The sequence below is a fragment of the Microbacterium sp. cf332 genome, from assembly GCF_900102175.1.
Lineage (GTDB): Bacteria > Actinomycetota > Actinomycetes > Actinomycetales > Microbacteriaceae > Microbacterium.
Map to the genome: position 1 here is coordinate 1403580 of NZ_FNKN01000001.1, position 17956 is coordinate 1421535.

10 protein-coding genes are annotated in these 17956 nt (G+C 71.7%); 7 read left to right on the forward strand and 3 right to left on the reverse strand.

Annotated features, from left to right (window positions below; all coding sequences use genetic code 11):
• Nucleotides 1-24: 24 nt before the first annotated feature.
• The 3 genes from BLT21_RS15925 to BLT21_RS06690 form a co-directional block, all read right to left on the reverse strand.
• A complete protein-coding gene (locus tag BLT21_RS15925) occupies nt 25-2895 on the reverse strand; it encodes a rhamnogalacturonan lyase family protein (RefSeq protein ID WP_218125722.1) in 2871 nt (956 codons plus the stop codon).
• A 126-nt stretch (nt 2896-3021) separates the two neighbouring features.
• Complete coding sequence (locus tag BLT21_RS06685; RefSeq protein ID WP_091500551.1) at nt 3022-5436, reverse strand: glycoside hydrolase family 2 TIM barrel-domain containing protein; 2415 nt, start codon at nt 5434-5436, stop codon at nt 3022-3024.
• Entirely contained in the window at nt 5433-6110 is a 678-nt protein-coding gene (locus tag BLT21_RS06690; RefSeq protein WP_218125725.1) for a TetR/AcrR family transcriptional regulator, read from the reverse strand. The genes BLT21_RS06685 and BLT21_RS06690 overlap by 4 nt, the downstream gene beginning before the upstream one ends.
• 182 nt (nt 6111-6292) lie before the next feature.
• Here BLT21_RS06690 and BLT21_RS06695 point away from each other — a divergent pair, with 182 nt between their 5' ends.
• The 7 genes from BLT21_RS06695 to BLT21_RS06725 all read left to right on the forward strand — a co-directional run bounded on the left by BLT21_RS06695 (nt 6293) and on the right by BLT21_RS06725 (nt 17922).
• The gene (locus BLT21_RS06695; RefSeq protein ID WP_091500552.1) at nt 6293-7822 is read left to right on the forward strand and encodes an ABC transporter substrate-binding protein; all 1530 of its coding nucleotides are present in this window, start codon (nt 6293-6295) and stop codon (nt 7820-7822) included.
• 67 nt (nt 7823-7889) lie between these two features.
• Complete coding sequence (locus BLT21_RS06700) at nt 7890-8831, forward strand: ABC transporter permease (RefSeq protein WP_091500553.1); 942 nt, start codon at nt 7890-7892, stop codon at nt 8829-8831.
• Entirely contained in the window at nt 8828-10693 is a 1866-nt protein-coding gene (locus BLT21_RS06705; protein WP_091500554.1) for a dipeptide/oligopeptide/nickel ABC transporter permease/ATP-binding protein, read from the forward strand. The genes BLT21_RS06700 and BLT21_RS06705 overlap by 4 nt, the downstream gene beginning before the upstream one ends.
• The gene (locus tag BLT21_RS06710) at nt 10690-11538 is read left to right on the forward strand and encodes an ATP-binding cassette domain-containing protein (protein WP_091500555.1); all 849 of its coding nucleotides are present in this window, start codon (nt 10690-10692) and stop codon (nt 11536-11538) included. Before BLT21_RS06705 ends, BLT21_RS06710 begins: the two co-directional genes overlap by 4 nt.
• A gap of 194 nt (nt 11539-11732) precedes the next feature.
• Nucleotides 11733-14018: a beta-glucosidase gene (locus BLT21_RS06715; protein WP_256335974.1), complete on the forward strand. Its 2286-nt coding sequence runs from the start codon at nt 11733-11735 to the stop codon at nt 14016-14018.
• Nucleotides 14015-15148 carry a serine hydrolase domain-containing protein gene (locus BLT21_RS06720; protein WP_091500556.1) on the forward strand — a complete coding sequence of 378 codons (1134 nt, stop codon included), beginning with the start codon at nt 14015-14017 and terminating at the stop codon, nt 15146-15148. The genes BLT21_RS06715 and BLT21_RS06720 overlap by 4 nt, the downstream gene beginning before the upstream one ends.
• Nucleotides 15145-17922, forward strand: a complete 2778-nt coding sequence (locus BLT21_RS06725; RefSeq protein ID WP_091500557.1) for an alpha-L-rhamnosidase — start codon at nt 15145-15147, stop codon at nt 17920-17922. The genes BLT21_RS06720 and BLT21_RS06725 overlap by 4 nt, the downstream gene beginning before the upstream one ends.
• Nucleotides 17923-17956 lie beyond the last annotated feature (34 nt).

Genomic DNA, 17956 nt, shown 5'->3' on the forward strand with positions numbered 1-17956 from the left:
GCACCCGTGGACCGGCGGCGCAGGTCAGCAGGTGAGCGCCGCGTACGGCACGGCGTAGGTCGCGTGGTAGCCGACACCGTCCGTCCAGGCGTAGCCGGTGACCGTGGCCGTCCCCGCGGCGACCGAACGCGCCCCGCTGTCGAGCAGCTCGTAGGCCGCCCCGCCCGCAGCGATCTTCGGCTTCGCCACGCTCGCGGCGAGGGCCGACAGGCGCAGATCCAACGTCCGGCCGTCCGCGTTCCGGGCGTAGACGGCGACGTGCGCCGTGCCGTTGACGCACTGCGCCCGGGCGTTGACCGAGAGCGCGACGGGCTGGCCGTCGCGGACGGTCGCGGGGGACGACGACGGCGATGCCGCCGACGCACCGTACCGGTTGTGCGCGACGACGATCGCCCGGTAGCTTCCCGGAGCAGCATCGGCGAAGCTCGCCCGCCGGACGTCGGGCCCGACCTCACGCGTGATCGCGATACCGTCGGCGCCCTCGATCGTGACCGTGTAGCCGGTGACCGGCTCGTCGGTCGCCGCGGCCGGCTGCCACGTCACGTTGACGCCGGCGGAGTCGACCCCGATGCCCGGCTTCGCGACCGGCAGGGCGGCGGGGCGCAGCGGCACCCCGGCGAAGTCCATCCCCGAGGCGAGGTGGAAGCCGGTGTAGCTCGGCTGGTTGTACGTGGTCTGCTGCCGTGCGACCTCGGCCCGGTACTGGGGGTCGTGCATGAGCGTGTACAGCTTGTGCCCGGTCGGCTCCGTCGAGACGTACAGGCGCAGCGCCGAGGAGTCTGCGGTGCGGACGACGAGCTCCTCGCGCCAATCCCCCAGCACGTCGGCGACGAGGCCGGGGTTGCCCTTGGTGCCGTTGTTCGCGAGCGTCCCGGATGCGGTGAGCACGGTGCCGCGCGTCCCGTCGTCGACGGTCGGGGTGACGTCGCCGCTGCCGTTGACGATCTGCGTCGTGAGGTCACCCGCCCAGCGGATGGAGGCGTTCGTGCCCGGCGTCGCCGCAGCGAGCACCTCGCCCTGCGCGGTGAGCAGCCCCGAGGCGTCGGTGCCGCCGGGCATGCTCGACCACACCTCGATGCCGGGGACGTCGGGGCGCACGTCGCCGATCATGCCGCGCCCCGTGTCGCGTCCGGAGTAGGCGCCGAAGATGACTTCGCCGGTCGCGGCGTCGCGCAGCGCGGTGCCGTAGGGCGCGTACGCCCCGCCCTCGTGGACGGTGAAGATCTCGAGCCCGGGGCGCGTCGGATCGATGTCGGCCACGTGCATCGCGTCGCCGTGCCCGAGTCGTGCCGTCTCACCCGGGGTCGCCGAGCCCTCGGGCATCTCGGCGAACGAGCTGTAGAGCAGGCTGCCGTCGTCGTCGAGAGTGGCCGAGCCGTAGACGATCTCGTGGCGGCCGTCGCCGTCGACGTCGGCGGCCGACATGCTGTGGAAGCCCTGCGTCGTGATCGTGCCGTAGACCGGGTCGGTCCCGTCGACGCCGTGGGGTCCGTCGTTGAACGGGTTCGTCATGGGCGCGTGGCCGCTGTCGACGAACCACCGCTTCACGAGGTTCTCGCCGTCCCAGTCGTACGTCGCGATGGTCGTGCGCGTGTAGTACCCCCGCGCGAAGACGGCGGACGGATGCTCGCCGTCGAGGTAGGCGACGCCTCCCAGAAACCGGTCGACGCGGTTGCCGGGCTCGATGCGCGACATCGCGTAGTCGCCCCACAGCAGCCCGTCGTCGCCGCGGTCGGGCTCGTAGCGCACGGTCTGCAGCTCGGCGCCGCTGCGACCGTCGAAGACCGTGAGGTACTCGGGTCCGTCGAGGATGAAGCCCTCGAAGTCGCGCAGGACGTTGCGGGCGCTGCGGCTCGGGGCGTAGACGTCGATGAAGTGGTCGACGAGGGCACGCGCATCGGCGTCCGACAGCGGGTAGTCGTACCGCTGTTCGATGCCGAAGGCCTCCTCGAGCGTCGCGGGCCACTGACCGGAGACCACCTCATCGCGGGTCGCCCAGCCGCGGAACATCTCGACGAGGTGATCGGCGTAGTCGTCGGCGCTCATCCGGTAGTCGTCGGTGTGCGCGTAGCCCGCCGCGATGTCGTCGTCCGGCATCGTGATGTACTGCTCCGACGCCACGGAGCCGTCGGCGGCGTAGGTGATCGACTTCGTCCCGGGCGCGGTCTTGAGGATCGTCTCGGAACGCCCGTCGCCGTCGAAGTCATAGACGAGGAACTGCGTGTAGTGCGCACCCGCGCGGATGTTCGGGCCGAGGTCGAGACGGTTCAGCAGGCGCCCGTCGAGCGTATAGGTGTCGATGTAGACGCCGCCGGTGTATCCGACCTGCGAGACGTCCTTCGCGTTCGACGGATCCCACTTCACGATGAACTCGTACTGCCCGTCGCCGTCGACGTCGCCCACCGACACGTCGTTGGCCGAGTAGTCGTACGACTCGCCCGACGGCGTGATCCCGCCGTCGGGCCGGTGCAGCGGGATGTCGAGGAAGCCGTCGCCCATCGTGATGGCGATGTCGCTCGCGGCGGCCTCCACTCCCGCGGCGACGGCGGCGACGCGGTAGACGGATGCCGCGGTGCCGGCCTCGTCTCGGTAGTTCGTGCTGTCGGTGACGGTGGCGACCGCCTCGCCGTCGCGGTAGACGACGAAGTCGGTGCCGACGAGGCCCGTCTCGCCGGCGCTCTGCGCCTCGCCCGCGAGCAGCCGCCAGCTGAGGAAGACGCCCTCGTCGGTCGGCACCGCGACGAGGCCGCGGTCGAGTGTCTCGAGCTGCGGCACCGGGGCGTCGGTCTGTCGCGCCGGCTCGGCGGCTGCGGCGGGGAACGTCACGAACCCGCCGGCGGCGAGGGCTCCCGCGGTGAGGCCCGCGAGCGCGGCGGATCGGAGTCTGTTCTTCATCGAAGCAATCCCGTTCGTCGTCGAATCCGGAAGCCGGAATACGCTTTCCGGCAGTCCGACGAGCCTAAGCGAACGCTCAGGAGCACCAGATGAGAGTTGTCTCATCCGGGGGTGACGACGGGGGCGTCAGCAGGCGACCGTCACGTCGATCGAGACGGAATCCCATCCGGGCGCCGATGCCGTGACCTCGACCGTGCCCGCGCCGAGCGGCTTCACCACGGCGAGCAGACGACCGTCGAACGTCGTGTAGACCGGGCCGGCGAACGACTCCTCGCTGTCGGTGCGCCCCGATCCGACGCCCGCGAGCGTCGCCGGACCGCTCACGCCGACCGTGACCGCGAGGTCGCGGTCGCACAGCACGACTCCTGCCGCGTCCTCGATCGCGATCTCGACGAACGCGAGCCCGTCGAGACCGACCGCCGCCTCTTCCGCGCGGGCGACGAGCGATGCCGGCCCCGCGGTGACGAGGGCGTGCCGTCCTACCTCCGCTCCCGCTCGTCGCGCGACCGCGACGATCCGTCCCGGGCGATAGCGGGTCTCGAACCGGGCGAGGAACGCCTTCTCGGCACCGACCTCCGCAACGCCGACGACCTCGTCATCGACGAGAAGCTCGATCTCATCCGCATCCGCGTACACGTCGACCGTGACGGCCGAGCCGGGGGCCGCAGCCCACGACCACGACGACACCGAGTCGGTCCACGACCAGGGTGTGGATGCGGTCGGTCGGCCGTGGTGCTGCGGTCGGTGCACGGCGATGTACGGATCGCGGCGCAGCCCGTAGACGATCTCGCGGTAGTACGAGATCGGGCGGCGGAAACCGGTGATGTCGATGTCGCCGCAGCCGGCCAGCCGGTACGGATACGGACCGGCCGTACCGGTCGGCGCGTAGCCGGGCTCGTCGGTGTAGTCGACGCGCCCGATCCCCGCCTCGCCGAGGTAGTCCCATCCCGTCCAGGTGAAGTCGCCGATGACGTGCGACAGCTCGCGGACGAGGCCCCACATCACGTCGATCCGCTCCGGGAAGGTCTCCGAGCCGACGATGATCCGATTCGGATGATCGAGGGCGTCCTGGCGGTAGCGCGAGTCGGCGTAGTTGAACCCGACCACGTCGAGCACGGCCGCGGATTCCTCGATCGATGCACTCACGAGCGGCGACGCGTTCATGAGTCCCATCTGCTCGCCCATATCGGCCATCATCGTGTTGGCGTCGGCCGTCTGCTCACGCGCCTCGGCCATGCGATCGAGGTTCGCGATGATGCCGTTGATGCCGTTCGTGACGAAGCGGGTGGGGTCGAGCTCGCGCACCCGCTCGGCCAGGCGCCGGCTCCAGGTCGCCCCGAGCGGGGTGCCCAGCTCGAGGATCTCGTTGCCGATCGAGTACATGACGACGCTGGGGTGGTTGCGGTCCTTCGCGACGAGCGCTGCGATGTCGTCGCGCCAGTGCTCGGCGAACGCGGCGGTGGCGTCGAACGGCGCCTTCGGCCGGGTCCAGGCGTCGGTGAGCTCGTCCATCACGAGCATCCCGTGACGATCGCACGCCGCGAGCATGGCTCTGCTCAGCGGGTTGTGGGCGCTGCGCAGCGCCGTGAACCCCGCCTGCTTGAGCAGCCGCACGCGTCGATCCTCGGCCGCGGCCTCGGTCGCCGCGCCGAGCACCCCGTTGTCATGGTGCACGCACGCCCCGCGCAGATCGATCGAGCGCCCGTTCAGGCGCAGGCCGTGCTGCGGGTCGAGCTGCAGCGAGCGGATGCCGAAGGTCGTGACGTCCTCGTCGAGCGGCGCGCCGTCCTCCGACGACAGCGTGCTGCGCACCCGATGGAGGGCGGGGGTGTCGATATCCCAGCGCTGCGGGTCGGCGACCGTCAGACGGGCACGCGCCGTCGCACGCTCGCCGGGAAGCACGGTGACCGGGGACTCGCCCTCCGCGGCGACGGTGCCGTCCGGCGCCTCGACCCGCCACCGGACGCGCGTGGTGACGGTGTGTCGAGTCGTGTTGGCGACCGTCGTGGCGACCGCGACGACGGCGCGCTCGTCGTCGACGTCCGGGGTGTCGACCGTGACGCCGTCGAGCGGGATGTGCACGGGGTCGGCCACCACGAGGTGCACGGGCCGGTAGATGCCGGCGCCGGAGTACCACCGCGAGTCGCGGTGCGCTCGCGCCTCGACGCTGATCCGGTTCACGGCGCCGAAACGGAGGAACGGGTCGAGCACGACGGAGAAGCCCGCGTAGCCGTTGGCCTGATGGGCCGCGAAGGCTCCGTCGACGAACACGACGGCGTCGCGGTACACCCCCTCGAACTCGAGGACCACCGTGCGCGACCGCCACTCCTCGGGTACGTCGAGAAGGCGGACGTACTCGAAGACGCCGCCCGGCGTGTATCCGGTGTGCACGCCCTGCTGCTCGTCCGGCGAGCGCGGGAGATCGCGCAGGGCGTCGTGCGGCAGCGCGACCGCGACCGGTCCGCGCCCGTCGGCGGCGGACTCGAACGGGCCGAGCTTCGGCCCGACCGTCCAGCCGTCGTGGAGCGGAGTGCGGATCACGATGCGGTCCGATCGCCGGCGTCCCCCGACTCGCGCGGCGCGTCAGGCCAGTCGATGTCCACGAAGCTGGCGAAGAGCGCGCGCAACTCCACGGCCATGTCGAGCGCGTCGCGATCGAGCAGCCACTGCACCTGCAGGCCGTCCATGAGGGCGATCGCCGTGATCGCCGCGCGGCGCGGGGTCATGCCGTGACGCAGGCGCCCTTCGTCGCGCAGCTGGCCGAACGAGCGCTCGACGTTGCCGCGCGTGTACTCGTAACGGCGCACGAAGTAACCGTGCGCGGGATGGTCGGAGGCCGTCGCCTCGGCGGACAGCGTCGTGTACAGCTCGACGACTCCCGGGCTGGAGGCGTTGTGGGCGGCGAGGTCGACGAGCCCGCGGATGACCGCGGCGCCGTCGTCGGACTCGATCGGCACCTGGACGCGGGCGCGTTCGTCGCGCTCTTCGAGGACGGCCTCGAGGAGCGCGCTCTTGTTGCGGAAATGGTGCAGGAGCCCGGCCTCGCTCATGCCGACGCGCGCGGCGATGTCGCGGAGGGAGCCGGCGCGGTAGCCCGACTGCGCGAACACCTCGAGCGCGGCGTCGAGGATGGCCTGGCGCGTGGCCTCGGTCTTGGCGTAGGTGCCTCGCCGTCGACCGCGCGGGGGCGCCGTCGTGTCGGTCGTCGTCATCATCGTCCATCTGTCCGTCGTCGCCCTCGTCGGCGAACGCTGGGCCAGTCTGCACGGTTCGATAACGAAAACCTAGCGATCGGTAGAAATTAGATTCAAAAATCTAGTCATCGCTCGGATTTGGTGCTAGCGTCCAGCGCCAGGGCGATCCACAGGGGTATCGCCTCCCGAGAAAAGGACCAAAGATGTTCCGATGGAAGGCCACAGCAGCCCTCACGGTCGTCGCGGCTCTCGCCCTGGCGGGATGCGCGAGCGGAGACACCGGATCCGGCGGCGGCGAGAGCGGTCGCGCTGACCGACTCACCCTCACAGCGATCGCAGCACCCACGAGCTACGACATCGGCCAGGGCGCGGAATGGGGCAACCGCAGCCCGTTCTTCCAGGCCGTCTTCGACACCCTCCTGTCGAAGGACTCCTCCGGCGAGACGCAGCCGTGGCTCGCGACCGAATGGTCGTACAACGACGACAACACCGTCCTGACCCTCACGCTGCGCGAGGGCGTGAAGTTCACCGACGGCACCGACCTCGACGCCGCTGCGGTCGTCGCGAGCCTCGAGCACTTCCGCGACGGCACCGCCCCGCAGGCGGCGACGCTCGCCGGCAAGGAGTTCGCCGCCGTCGACGCGACGACCGTCACGATCACGCAGGAAGCGCCGGACCCGTCGCTCGTCAACCTGCTCTCGATCGCACCGGGACTCATCCAGGCACCGTCGACCTTCGACGACCCCGACGCCGCGACCGACCCGATCGGCTCCGGCGCCTACATCCTCGACACCGCATCGTCGGTGACCGGCACCACCTACAACTACACCGCGAACCCCGATTACTGGAACGCCGACGCGGTCAAGTACGACAACCTCACGATCAACGTCCTCGAGGACGTCACCGCGACCGTGAACGCCGTGCGTGCCGGTGAGGCCAACGGTGCGAAGATCGCGGACAACAACACCATCTCCGAGGTCGAGGGCGCAGGCTGGACGATCGAGTCGAACGAGCTCGACTTCCAGGGCCTCCTGCTGCTCGACCGCGCCGGCACCATGGCTCCCGAGCTCGCCGACGTCAAGGTGCGTCAGGCCATCAACATGGCGTTCGACCGCGAGGCGCTGCTGCAGTCGCTCCAGAGCGGCTACGGCACGGTCACCGAGCAGGTCTTCCCCGAGACCTCCGTCGCGTACGACGCATCGCTCGACGACACCTACTCCTACGACCCGGATGCCGCGAAGGAGCTGCTGGCCGAGGCGGGCTACCCCGACGGCTTCACGCTGAACATGATGACGACGCCGGCGTTCCAGACGACGTTCGACCTCGTCGGACAGCAGCTGTCGGACATCGGCATCACGGTCAACTACACCGACCCCGGCACGGGCAACTTCATCACCGACATGCTCGCTCCGAAGTACCCCGCCACCTGGATGGCCCTCGAGCAGAACCCCGACTGGCAGCTGATCAACTTCATGGTCGGCCCCGACGCGACGTTCAACCCGTTCAAGTACGAGGACCCGACGGTCGACGGCTACATCCAGACGGTCCAGTTCGGCACCCCCGAGGAGTCGGACCGGGCGCTGAAGGACCTCAACAAGTACCTGGTCGACCAGGCGTGGTTCGCGCCCTTCTTCCGGGTGCAGGGCACGTTCGCCACCGACGCGAACACGAACCTCGAGTTCTGGCCCACCAACGCCTACCCGTCGATCTTCGACTTCTCGCCGAAGAACTGATCCGACTCCCCCGGGGCGGGCCGCCACGCGCCGCCCGCCCCGGGGGCACCACCTTCGGGAAGGCATCATGCTCACATTCATCCTGCGCCGCCTGCTGTCTGGCGTCGTGCTGATCGCGGTGATCTCGTTCCTCGCGTTCGTCCTCCTCTACGCGGGCGGCGGCGACATCGCCCGCCGCATCCTCGGCGAGAACGCCACGGCCGAGACCGTCGCGAAGAAGACCGAGGAGCTCGGTCTGAACCGCCCGCTGCTCGTCCAGTACGGCGACTGGGTCGCATCGGCCGTGACCGGCAACCTGGGCCGCAGCTGGTTCACCGGCGAGCTCGTCTCGGTCAGCGTCAGCGGCCGGCTCGCCGTCACCCTCTCGCTCGTGCTCGGCGCCACCATCGTCTCCGCCGTCCTCGCCGTCGTCCTCGGCGTGATGGCCGCGCGACGCGGCGGCATCGTCGACGGCGCCGTGCAGTTCCTCTCGCTCGTCGGGTTCGCGGTGCCCGGCTTCCTCATCGCCCTCCTCCTCGTGCTCGTGTTCGCCATCAACCTGGGCTGGTTCAAGGCGACCGGGTACATCCCCATCACGACGTCCGCGACCGGTTGGATCGCCTCGGTCACCCTGCCGGTGGTCGCCCTCTCGCTGGGTGCCATCGCCACCGTCGCAGCGCAGGTGCGCGGCTCGGTCATCGACGCGATGTCGCGGGACTACGTCCGCACGCTGCGCTCGCGCGGCCTGGGCATGGGCTCGGTCATCTACAAGCACGTCCTCCGCAACGCCGGCGGACCAGCCCTCGCCGTCCTCGCCGTGCAGTTCGTCGGGCTCCTCGGCGGCGCGGTCGTCGTCGAGCAGATCTTCGCCATCCCCGGCATGGGGCAGCTGAGCGTCCGCTCGACCACCCTCGGCGACGTGCCGGTCGTCATGGGCCTGGTGATCGCCTTCGCGATCATCGTCGTCATCGTGAACCTCCTGATCGACCTCGCCCAGGCCGCTCTGAACCCGAAGGTGAGACTGTCATGACCGCCATCGACGTCCCTCCCGCCGTCCCGATCGCCCCCGTGCGGGTGAGTCTGTTCCGCCGACTGCTGAAAAAGCCGCTGGGCGTGGTCTCGGCCGCTTTCCTGCTGCTCGTCGCCGTCATCGCCGTCGTGGGGCCGCTGATCGCCCCGCAGGACCCGAACTTCGCCGACATCCGCAGCATCCTCGCCCCGCCGAGCGCCGCGCATGTCCTCGGCACCGACGGCAGCGGCCGTGACGTGCTGTCGCGTCTCCTCGCGGCGACGCAGACCAGCGTCGCTGCGGCCCTCATCGCCGTCGTCGTCGCCGTCGCCATCGGAGTGGTCAGCGGCCTGATCGCCGGCTACTACCAGGGGTGGTTCAACACCGTGGCCACCTGGGTGACCGAGCTCAACATGGCGCTCCCCGGCATCGTGGTGCTGCTCGCGGCACGCGCCGTGCTCGGCCCGTCGGTCTGGATCTCGATGCTCATCTTCGGCATCCTGCTGGCGCCCGCGTTCTTCCGGCTCGTGTATGCCGCGGTCACCGCGGTGCGCGGCGAGCTGTACGTCGATGCGGCCCGCGTCTCGGGTCTCGGCGACGGCCGCATCATCGGCCGCCACGTGCTCGCGGTGGTGCGGGCGCCCATCATCATCCAGGGCGCGATCATCTCCGGCATCGCGCTGGCGATCCAGTCCGGGCTGGAGTTCCTCGGCCTGGGCGACGTCAACGTCCCCACGTGGGGCTCGATGCTCACCGACGGGTTCAAGAACATCTACAAGACGCCCGTCTTGATGATCTGGCCCTCGCTCGCGATCGCCCTCACGTGCATCGCGCTGACCCTGCTGGCCAACGTGATGCGCGACGAGCTCGAGCGCACCGTCACCGTCCGCCGCAAGCGCCGCCGCGCGGTGACAACCGCGACCGGCTCGGTCGCCGCCGTCACCACCTCGCTGTCGACGGGCGGCGGCGAGCCGATCGAGGACCTCGACGAGCTCCCCGTGATCGAGGGCGCCGGGGTCACGGTGCACCGCGAGGACGCCCGCAGCAAGGCGACCGAGAAGGTGCTCGAGATCCGCGACCTGCGCGTCGGCTACGACCAGCCCGACGGGTCGCACATCCAGGTCGTGCACGGCGTCTCGCTCGACATCCGCAAGGGCGAGGTGCACGGGCTGATCGGCGAGTCCGGTTCGGGCAAGACCCAGACCGCATTCGGGGTGCTGGGGCTGCTCCCCCGCGGCGGCCGGGTGACCGGCGGGTCGATCACCTACGAGGGCATCGAGCTCGCCGACGCCTCCGACCGCGTGTACGCCGGCGTGCGCGGCAAGCGCATCGGCTACATCCCGCAGGAGCCGATGAGCAACCTCGATCCGTCGTTCACGATCGGCAGCCAGCTCGTCGAGCCGCTGCGCAAGACGCTCGGCCTGTCGAAGAAGGAGGCGACCGAGCGCTCGCTCGACCTGCTCGCCCGGGTCGGCATCCCGCAGCCGCAGCGGACCTTCGACGCCTACCCGTTCGAGGTCTCGGGCGGCATGGCGCAGCGCGTGCTGATCGCCGGCGCGGTCTCGACGGACCCCGACCTGATCATCGCCGACGAGCCGACCACCGCGCTCGACGTCACGGTGCAGGCCGAGGTGCTGGACCTGCTGCGCGACCTGCAGGCCGAGCGTCAGATGGCGATGCTGCTCGTGACGCACAACTTCGGCGTCGTCGCCGATCTGTGCGACCGCGTCACCGTCATGCAGAACGGACGCTTCGTCGAGCAGGGCCCCGTGCGCTCGATCTTCAACGACGCACGTCATCCGTACACCCGAGCGCTGCTCGACGCGATCCTCGACGAGGGTCCCGCGCGGCCGGCGCTGGTCACGAAGGGAGCGAGCGCATGACCGCTCCGCTGCTGGACATCTCCGATCTCGTCGTCGAGTACCCCGGCAAGGGGTTCCGTGCCGAACCGTTCCGCGCCCTCAAGGGCGTCTCGCTCGACATCCTGCCGGGTGAGACCGTGGGGCTCGTGGGCGAGTCCGGGTCGGGCAAGACCACGCTGGGTCGAGCCGCGCTGGGCCTCGCCCCGGTCACCGAGGGATCGATCGTCTTCGACGGTCGCGACATCTCGCACCTGAGCCGGCGCGAGCGCCGGCCGCTGAGCGCCGACATCCAGGTCGTGTTCCAGGACCCGTACTCGTCGCTCAACCCCTCGATGACGATCGAGCAGATCCTCACCGAGCCGCTCACGGCGGCCGGCGTCGGCACGCGCGAGGCGCGCGACCGGGTGCGCGAGCTGCTCGACCAGGTCGGCCTGCCCGCCGACGCGCGCAGCCGCCTGCCGCGCGAGTTCTCGGGCGGTCAGCGTCAGCGCGTCGCGATCGCGCGGGCGCTGGCGCTGCGGCCGCGCCTCATCGTGTGCGACGAGCCCGTCTCGGCGCTCGACCTGTCGACCCAGGCACGCGTGCTCGACCTCTTCATCGAGATCCAGGAGCGCACCGGCGTGGCCTATCTGTTCGTGACGCACGACCTCGCCGTCGTCCGCCACGTCAGCCACCGCGTCGCCGTGATGTACCGCGGCGAGATCGTCGAGTCGGGCGATGCCGATCAGGTCACCGCGCGTCCGGAGCACCCGTACACGCAGCGCCTCTTCATGGCGGCTCCCATCCCCGACCCCGATCGGCAGGAGGAGCGCCGCGCCGCCCGACGGGCGTTCCTCTCGTCGGAGGCCGCGCTCGGCGCAGCCTGAACGGATGCCGGGGCCCCGTTCCGGCGCCCCGGCATCCACCCCTTCCCCACCGTCTGCTTGGAGTCCCTGTGACCGCGTCCACCGACCACCTCCGCCCCCTGCTCGAGCGGCTCTCACTCGACGACAAGGCCGCCCTCGTGCAGGGTGCCGACTTCTGGACCACCGTCGCCCTCCCGGCGATCGGCCTCCGGGCGATGACCCTCTCCGACGGCCCCGCGGGCGTGCGCGGTCCGCGCTGGGACGAACGGGATCCCTCGCTCAACCTGCCCTCCGGGTCGGCCCTCGCAGCGTCGTGGGACGCGGAGCTGGCGCACCGGTACGGCGCCGCCTCGGCTTCGGAGGCCCGCCGCAAGGGCGTCGACGTCGTCCTCGGCCCTACCATCAACCTGCACCGCTCCCCGCTCGGCGGACGGCACTTCGAATGCCTCTCCGAGGACCCCGAGCTCACCGCCGAGCTCGGGGCCGCGTACGTGCGCGGCCTGCAGGACAACGGCGTCGCTGCGACGCCCAAGCACTACGTCGCGAACGACTCCGAGACCGACCGCTTCACCGTCGACGTGCAGGTCGACGAGCGCGCCCTGCGCGAGCTGTACCTCGCTCCGTTCGAGCGCACCGTCGCCGACGCCGGAGCATGGGCGCTGATGAGCGCATACAACTCCGTCGACGGCGTCACGATGACCGAGAACGACCTGCTCGAGACTCCGCTGAACAGCGAGTGGGGCTTCGACGGCGTCGTCATCAGCGACTGGACCGCCGTGCGCTCGCTCGACGCCGTGGCCGCGTCGCAAGACCTCGCGATGCCCGGACCCGCGCCCGCGTGGGCCGAGCTGGCCGCGGCGGTGCGCGACGGTCGCCTCGACGAGGCCGACCTCGACCGCAAAGTGCTGCGCATCCTGCTGCTCGCCGAGCGGGTCGGGGCGCTCGGCGATGCCGCCCCCGCCGAGCCCGCACCGGTCGACGGCGTCGCGTTCGCCCGCGAGGCATCGGTCGCCGGGACCGTCCTGCTGCAGAACGATGGCACGCTGCCGCTCGACGCGGCGAGCCTGCGTCACGTGGCCGTGATCGGGCAGAACGCACGCGACGCCCGCACCCAGGGCGGCGGCTCGGCGACCGTCGTTCCGGAGCGCGTGGTCTCGCCGCTCGATGCGCTGCGCGGCGCGCTGCCCGCGGCGGAGGTGCGCTTCGAGATCGGCGCCGTCGTGCAGGAGGGGGTCGCCGAGTTGCCACTGTCGCAGCTGACGAACCCCGCGACGGGCGAACCGGGCATGCGTGTGAGCTTCCTCGACGCCGCGGGCGCCGAGATCTTCGCCGAGGACCGCCGCTCGACCGCCCTCGTGTGGTTCGGCGGCGACGCTCCGATCGGCGCGAGCGCGACGATCGTCTACGAGACGAGACTGACCCCCGACGAGACGCGCGAGATCGAGCTCGGCTTCGCCGGAGCGAACCCGGGCCGGCTGTTCCTCGACGGCGAGCTGCGGCTCGACGACGCGCCCGTCCTGACCGGCACCGATCTCGGCGCCGCCTTCCTCAACCCGCCCTCGCTGACGGTTCCCGTCCCGGTGACGGCGGGAACCCCCGTCGACATCCGCGTCGAGTTCGCCCGTTCTGGCGAGGGATCGATCGCCGGCGCCTTCTCGGCGACCCTCGGCGTCGCCCCCGAACGCACCGACGCCGACGAGCTGATCGCGCGCGCCGTGTCCGCGGCCGCCGAGGCCGAGGTCGCGGTCGTCGTGGTCGGGACCAACGCGAAGGTCGAGTCCGAGGGGTACGACCGCACCGACCTCGACCTGCCCGGCCGTCAGGACGACCTGGTGCGCGCCGTCGCCGCGACCGGCACCCCGACGATCGTGATCGTCAATGCCGGCTCGCCCGTGGTCCTGCCGTGGGCGGCAGATGTCGCAGCCGTCGTGCAGGGCTACTTCGGCGGTCAGGAGTTCGGCAACGCGCTCGCCGACATCCTCACCGGTGCCGCCGAGCCGGGTGGACGACTGCCCACGACCTGGCCCGCCCGCCTCGATGACGTGCCGGTCACGGACACGACCCCGACCGACGGCGTGCTGCGCTACGACGAGGGCATCCATGTCGGCTACCGGGCCTGGCTGCGGCGCGGGGTCGAGCCCGCCTTCCCGTTCGGCCACGGCCTCGGCTACACCACCTGGCGGTGGGGTGCGGCCGAGCGGCGAGGCGACGTGCTCGAGGTCACGCTGGTCAACACCGGCGAGCGCGCGGGCAAGCAGGTGGTGCAGGTGTACGCCGAGCGCCCCGAGTCCGCGGTGGACCGCCCGGTGCGCTGGCTCGTCGGATTCGCCGTCGCCCGCGCCGAGGCGGGCGAGACCGTCTCGGTGGAGGTCGCCGTCGACCCGCGCCGGCTCGCGCACTGGAGCGACGGGTGGATCGTCGAGCCCGGCCGCTTCGTGCTGCGCGCCGGCGCCTCGGCGACGCAGCTCCCCCTCACGACGGACTGGGAGGCGGGACGGTGACCGGCGAGCTGACCGGCATCCTCGCCGGCCACGCCGATGAGCGACTCTCCGACGTCGTCGCCGAACTCGAGGCGCTCCTCGCGGCCGACCCCGACCTGTCGTTCCAGGTCGCCGCCGTCCACGACGGCCGGTCGGTGCTCGACGCGTGGGGCGGCCCGCATCTCGACGGCGACTCGGTCATCGTCCCGTACTCGGTCACGAAGAACACGATCGGGCTGTCGATCGGTCTGCTGCGGGAACGCGGCGAGATCGATCTCGACGAGCGCGTCGCCCACTACTGGCCCGAGTTCGCCTCACGGGGCAAGGATGCGGTCACCGTCCGCCACCTGCTCTCGCACCAGGCGGGGCTGCCTCAGACCGACGTGCCGCTCACGTGGGAGGAGCTGCTCGATCACCACGCCGCCGCCGCACGGCTGGCCGACACGACCCCCTTCTGGCGTCCCGGCAGCGCCTTCGGCTATCACGCCATCACGATCGGCAACCTCGCCGACGAGCTCGTCTTCCGGGTGACCGGCCGCACGCTGCACGAGTTCTACGAGCGCGAGATCCGCGCCCCGCACGACATCGACTTCTATCTGGGCCTGCCGCCCGAGCTGGAAGGCCGTCGCGCCGATGTCCTGCCGATGATCCGCCCGGCCTCCGACACGGCGGTACGCGGGTACTCCGCACTCGGGCCGAAGGTGTTCGCCCCCGCGGCGGGCGACGTCGACCTCGGCAACTCGCCGCGCAGCTGGCGTTACGGCCATCCCGCCGGCAGCGGCACCGGCTCGGCCCGAGGCCTCGCGCGCCTGTTCGCGGTGATGGTGACGGGCGTCGACGGCACCGCGCCCGTACTCGGCGCCGACACCGTGGCCGCCATCGGCCAGCAGCAGATCCGCGGCTACGACGAGGTGCTGCACCAGCACGACCGCGCCCACGCCATCGTGTTCCAGAAGCCCTCGCAGCAGCTCGCCTTCGGCGGCCCGCGCGCGTTCGGGCACGACGGCGCGGCCGGCGCGCTCGCGTGCGTCGACCCCGACACCGGGCTGTCGTTCGCCTGGACCATCGCCCGCGGCCCGTGGCCCGGCGGCGCCGATCCCCGCGCCGTGGCCCTCGCCGCCCGGCTCGGCCGCATCCTGGGTGCGGCATGAGCGCCGCCGTGGCGAGCCTGCGCGCCGAGCTGCGGGACGACTCCTCCCTCGTCGCGACCCCCGCCCCGCGCCTGACCTGGACGATCGACACCGATGAGTCCGACTGGGCCCAGACGCGTGTCGACCTCGACGACGGTTCGGGCATCGTCGAGCTCGTGCAGTCCGAGAGCGCGCTCGTGGCCTGGCCTTTCGCCCCTCTCGCCGCTGGAGAGACCCGCCTCGTGCGGGTGCGCGCCCGAGGCGCCTCCGGCACCCTGACCCCGTGGAGCGATGCGCTCGAGGTCGCGGCGGGGTTCCTCGCCGACGACGAGTGGGTGGCCGAGCCCATCGGCCTCGCCGATCCGCAGCGCCCCGCGCATCCCGCGGTCGTCCGCACGAGGTTCGCAGCGTCGCGCGGCGTGACGCGCGCGGTCCTGTTCTGGACGGCGCTCGGCTCGGCCGAGCCCGAGGTCAACGGCACCGCCGTATCGGACGACGTCCTCGCGCCCGGGTGGACGGCGTACCGCGACCGGCTCGTGCACGAGACCGTCGACGTCACCGAGCTCGTCCACGAGGGCGACAACGAGCTCTCCGCCACCCTCGCGGGTGCCTGGTACACCGAGAAGTACGGGTTCTTCGCGTTCGCCGACCGGCTCTACGGAGATCAACCGTCGTTCCTCGCCCAGGTGCGTCTCACCTATGAAGACGGCACGGTCGAGACGGTCGCCGCAACCGGCAGCGGGTGGGAGGCGGCGGGAGACGGGCCCATCGTCGACTCGGGGATCTACGCCGGTGAACATCAGGACCTCGCCCGCAGCGCGCGCGGGTTCGCCGCCGCCCGCATCGGCGCGGCAGCGCGCCCCGGCTACGAGAACGTCCCGGTCCCCGAGGCGCGGATCGCTCCCCCGGTGCGCCGCACCGAGACGCGCGCGGTCGCAGCGGTCCTGCCCACGCCCTCGGGCGGGCGCATCCTCGACTTCGGTCAGAACCTCGTCGGGCGTGTGCGCCTTCGCGTCCGCGGCGTCGCGGGCGATCGAGTGGTGATCCGGCACGCGGAGGTGCTCGACGCCGGTGAGCTCGCGCTGCGGCCGCTGCGCAACGCCGCGGCGACGGCCACGTTCGACCTGTCGGGCGGCGACGACGTCCTGGAATCGCGCTTCACCTTCTACGGATTCCGCTACGCCGAGGTCACCGGGGTCGACGTCGACGTCGACGACATCGAGGCCGTCGTGCTGCACACCGACATGACCCGCACGGGGTGGTTCGCCTCGTCCGATCCGCTCATCGACCGGCTGCACGAGAACGTCGTGTGGGGCATGCGCGGCAACTTCCTCTCGATCCCGACCGATTGCCCGCAGCGCGACGAACGGCTGGGGTGGACCGGCGATCTGCAGGTTTTCGCGCCGACGGCGTCGTTCCTGTACGACTGCGCCGGGTTCCTCACCTCGTGGCTGCGCGACCTCGCGCACGAGCAGCGCCACGGGGGCGGATCGGTTCCGGTGGTCGTGCCCGCCGCCCTGACCGGGTTCGGGGCCTTCGGGGTGAGCCCGGCCGCCTGGGGCGACGCCGCCACGGTCGTGCCCACCGTGATGTACGAGCGCTTCGGAGACCGCGACGTCGTCGCGGCGCAGTACCCGAGCATGCGCGCGTGGGTCGACGCCGTCGCCGCCGACGCGGGCGAGGGCGGGCTGTGGGCGGGCCGCATGCAGCTGGGCGACTGGCTCGACCCCGCCGCGCCGCCCGACAAGCCCGGCCAGGCGAAGGTCGACTCCGACATCGTCGCGAGCGCCTACTTCGCCCGTTCGCTGCGCCAGGTCGCCGATGCGGCCCGACTGCTCGGCTTCGACGCCGATGCCGCGCACTACGGCGCCCTCGCGGAACGCAGCCGCGGCGCCTTCGTCGCGGAGTACGTCACGCCGTCCGGTCGCATGGTCAGCGACGCGCCGACCGCGTACGCGCTGGCGCTCGAGTTCGATCTCGTCGTCGACCCCGCGGTGCGCTCGGCACTCGCACGCCGGCTCGCGGACCTCGTGCGCGAGGGCGGCTACCGCATCGGGACCGGCTTCGTCGGTACGCCTCTCGTCGCCGATGCCCTGACCGGGGGCGGACGGCTGGATGCGGCGGAGCGGCTGCTGACGCAGACCGAGTGCCCGTCGTGGCTGTACCCGGTGACGCAGGGCGCCACGACCGTCTGGGAGCGTTGGGACTCGCTGCTGCCCGACGGCAGCGTCAACCCGGGCGAGATGACCTCGTTCAATCACTACGCCCTGGGCGCGGTGGCCGACTGGCTCCACCGCACCGTCGCAGGGCTCGCCCCCGCGGCGCCCGGCTACCGGCGCCTGCGGATCGCGCCCCGTCCGCTCGCCTCGCTCGACCGCGCCGCGGCCCGCCACCTCACCCCCTACGGCGAGGCGAGCGTGTCGTGGCACCGCGCCGACGGCGAGGTCGTCGTGAGCGCGGTCGTGCCGCCCAACACCCGCGCCGACGTCGACCTGCCGGGCATCCGCGCCGAGGTCGGGTCGGGATCGCACGAATGGCGCTTCACCGCGTCGGCACAGCCGCCCCGTCCCCCGCTCGACGGTCTGACCGCCTCGCTGGCCGATGTGATCGACGACCCGCGCGCCTACGACGCGCTCCTCGACGCCCTCGGCCGGCACGCCCCCGACCGCGTGCCGGCGGTGCGTGACGAGACACGCTGGGGCGCGGGGCGGACGGTGAGCTCCGTGCTCATGTTCAGCCCGCCCGACCTCCTGACGGCGGTCGACTCCGCCATCCGCGAGGCCACGGCGGGATGACCCGCCCGCCCGTCCCCTCACCTCTCCGCTCCGC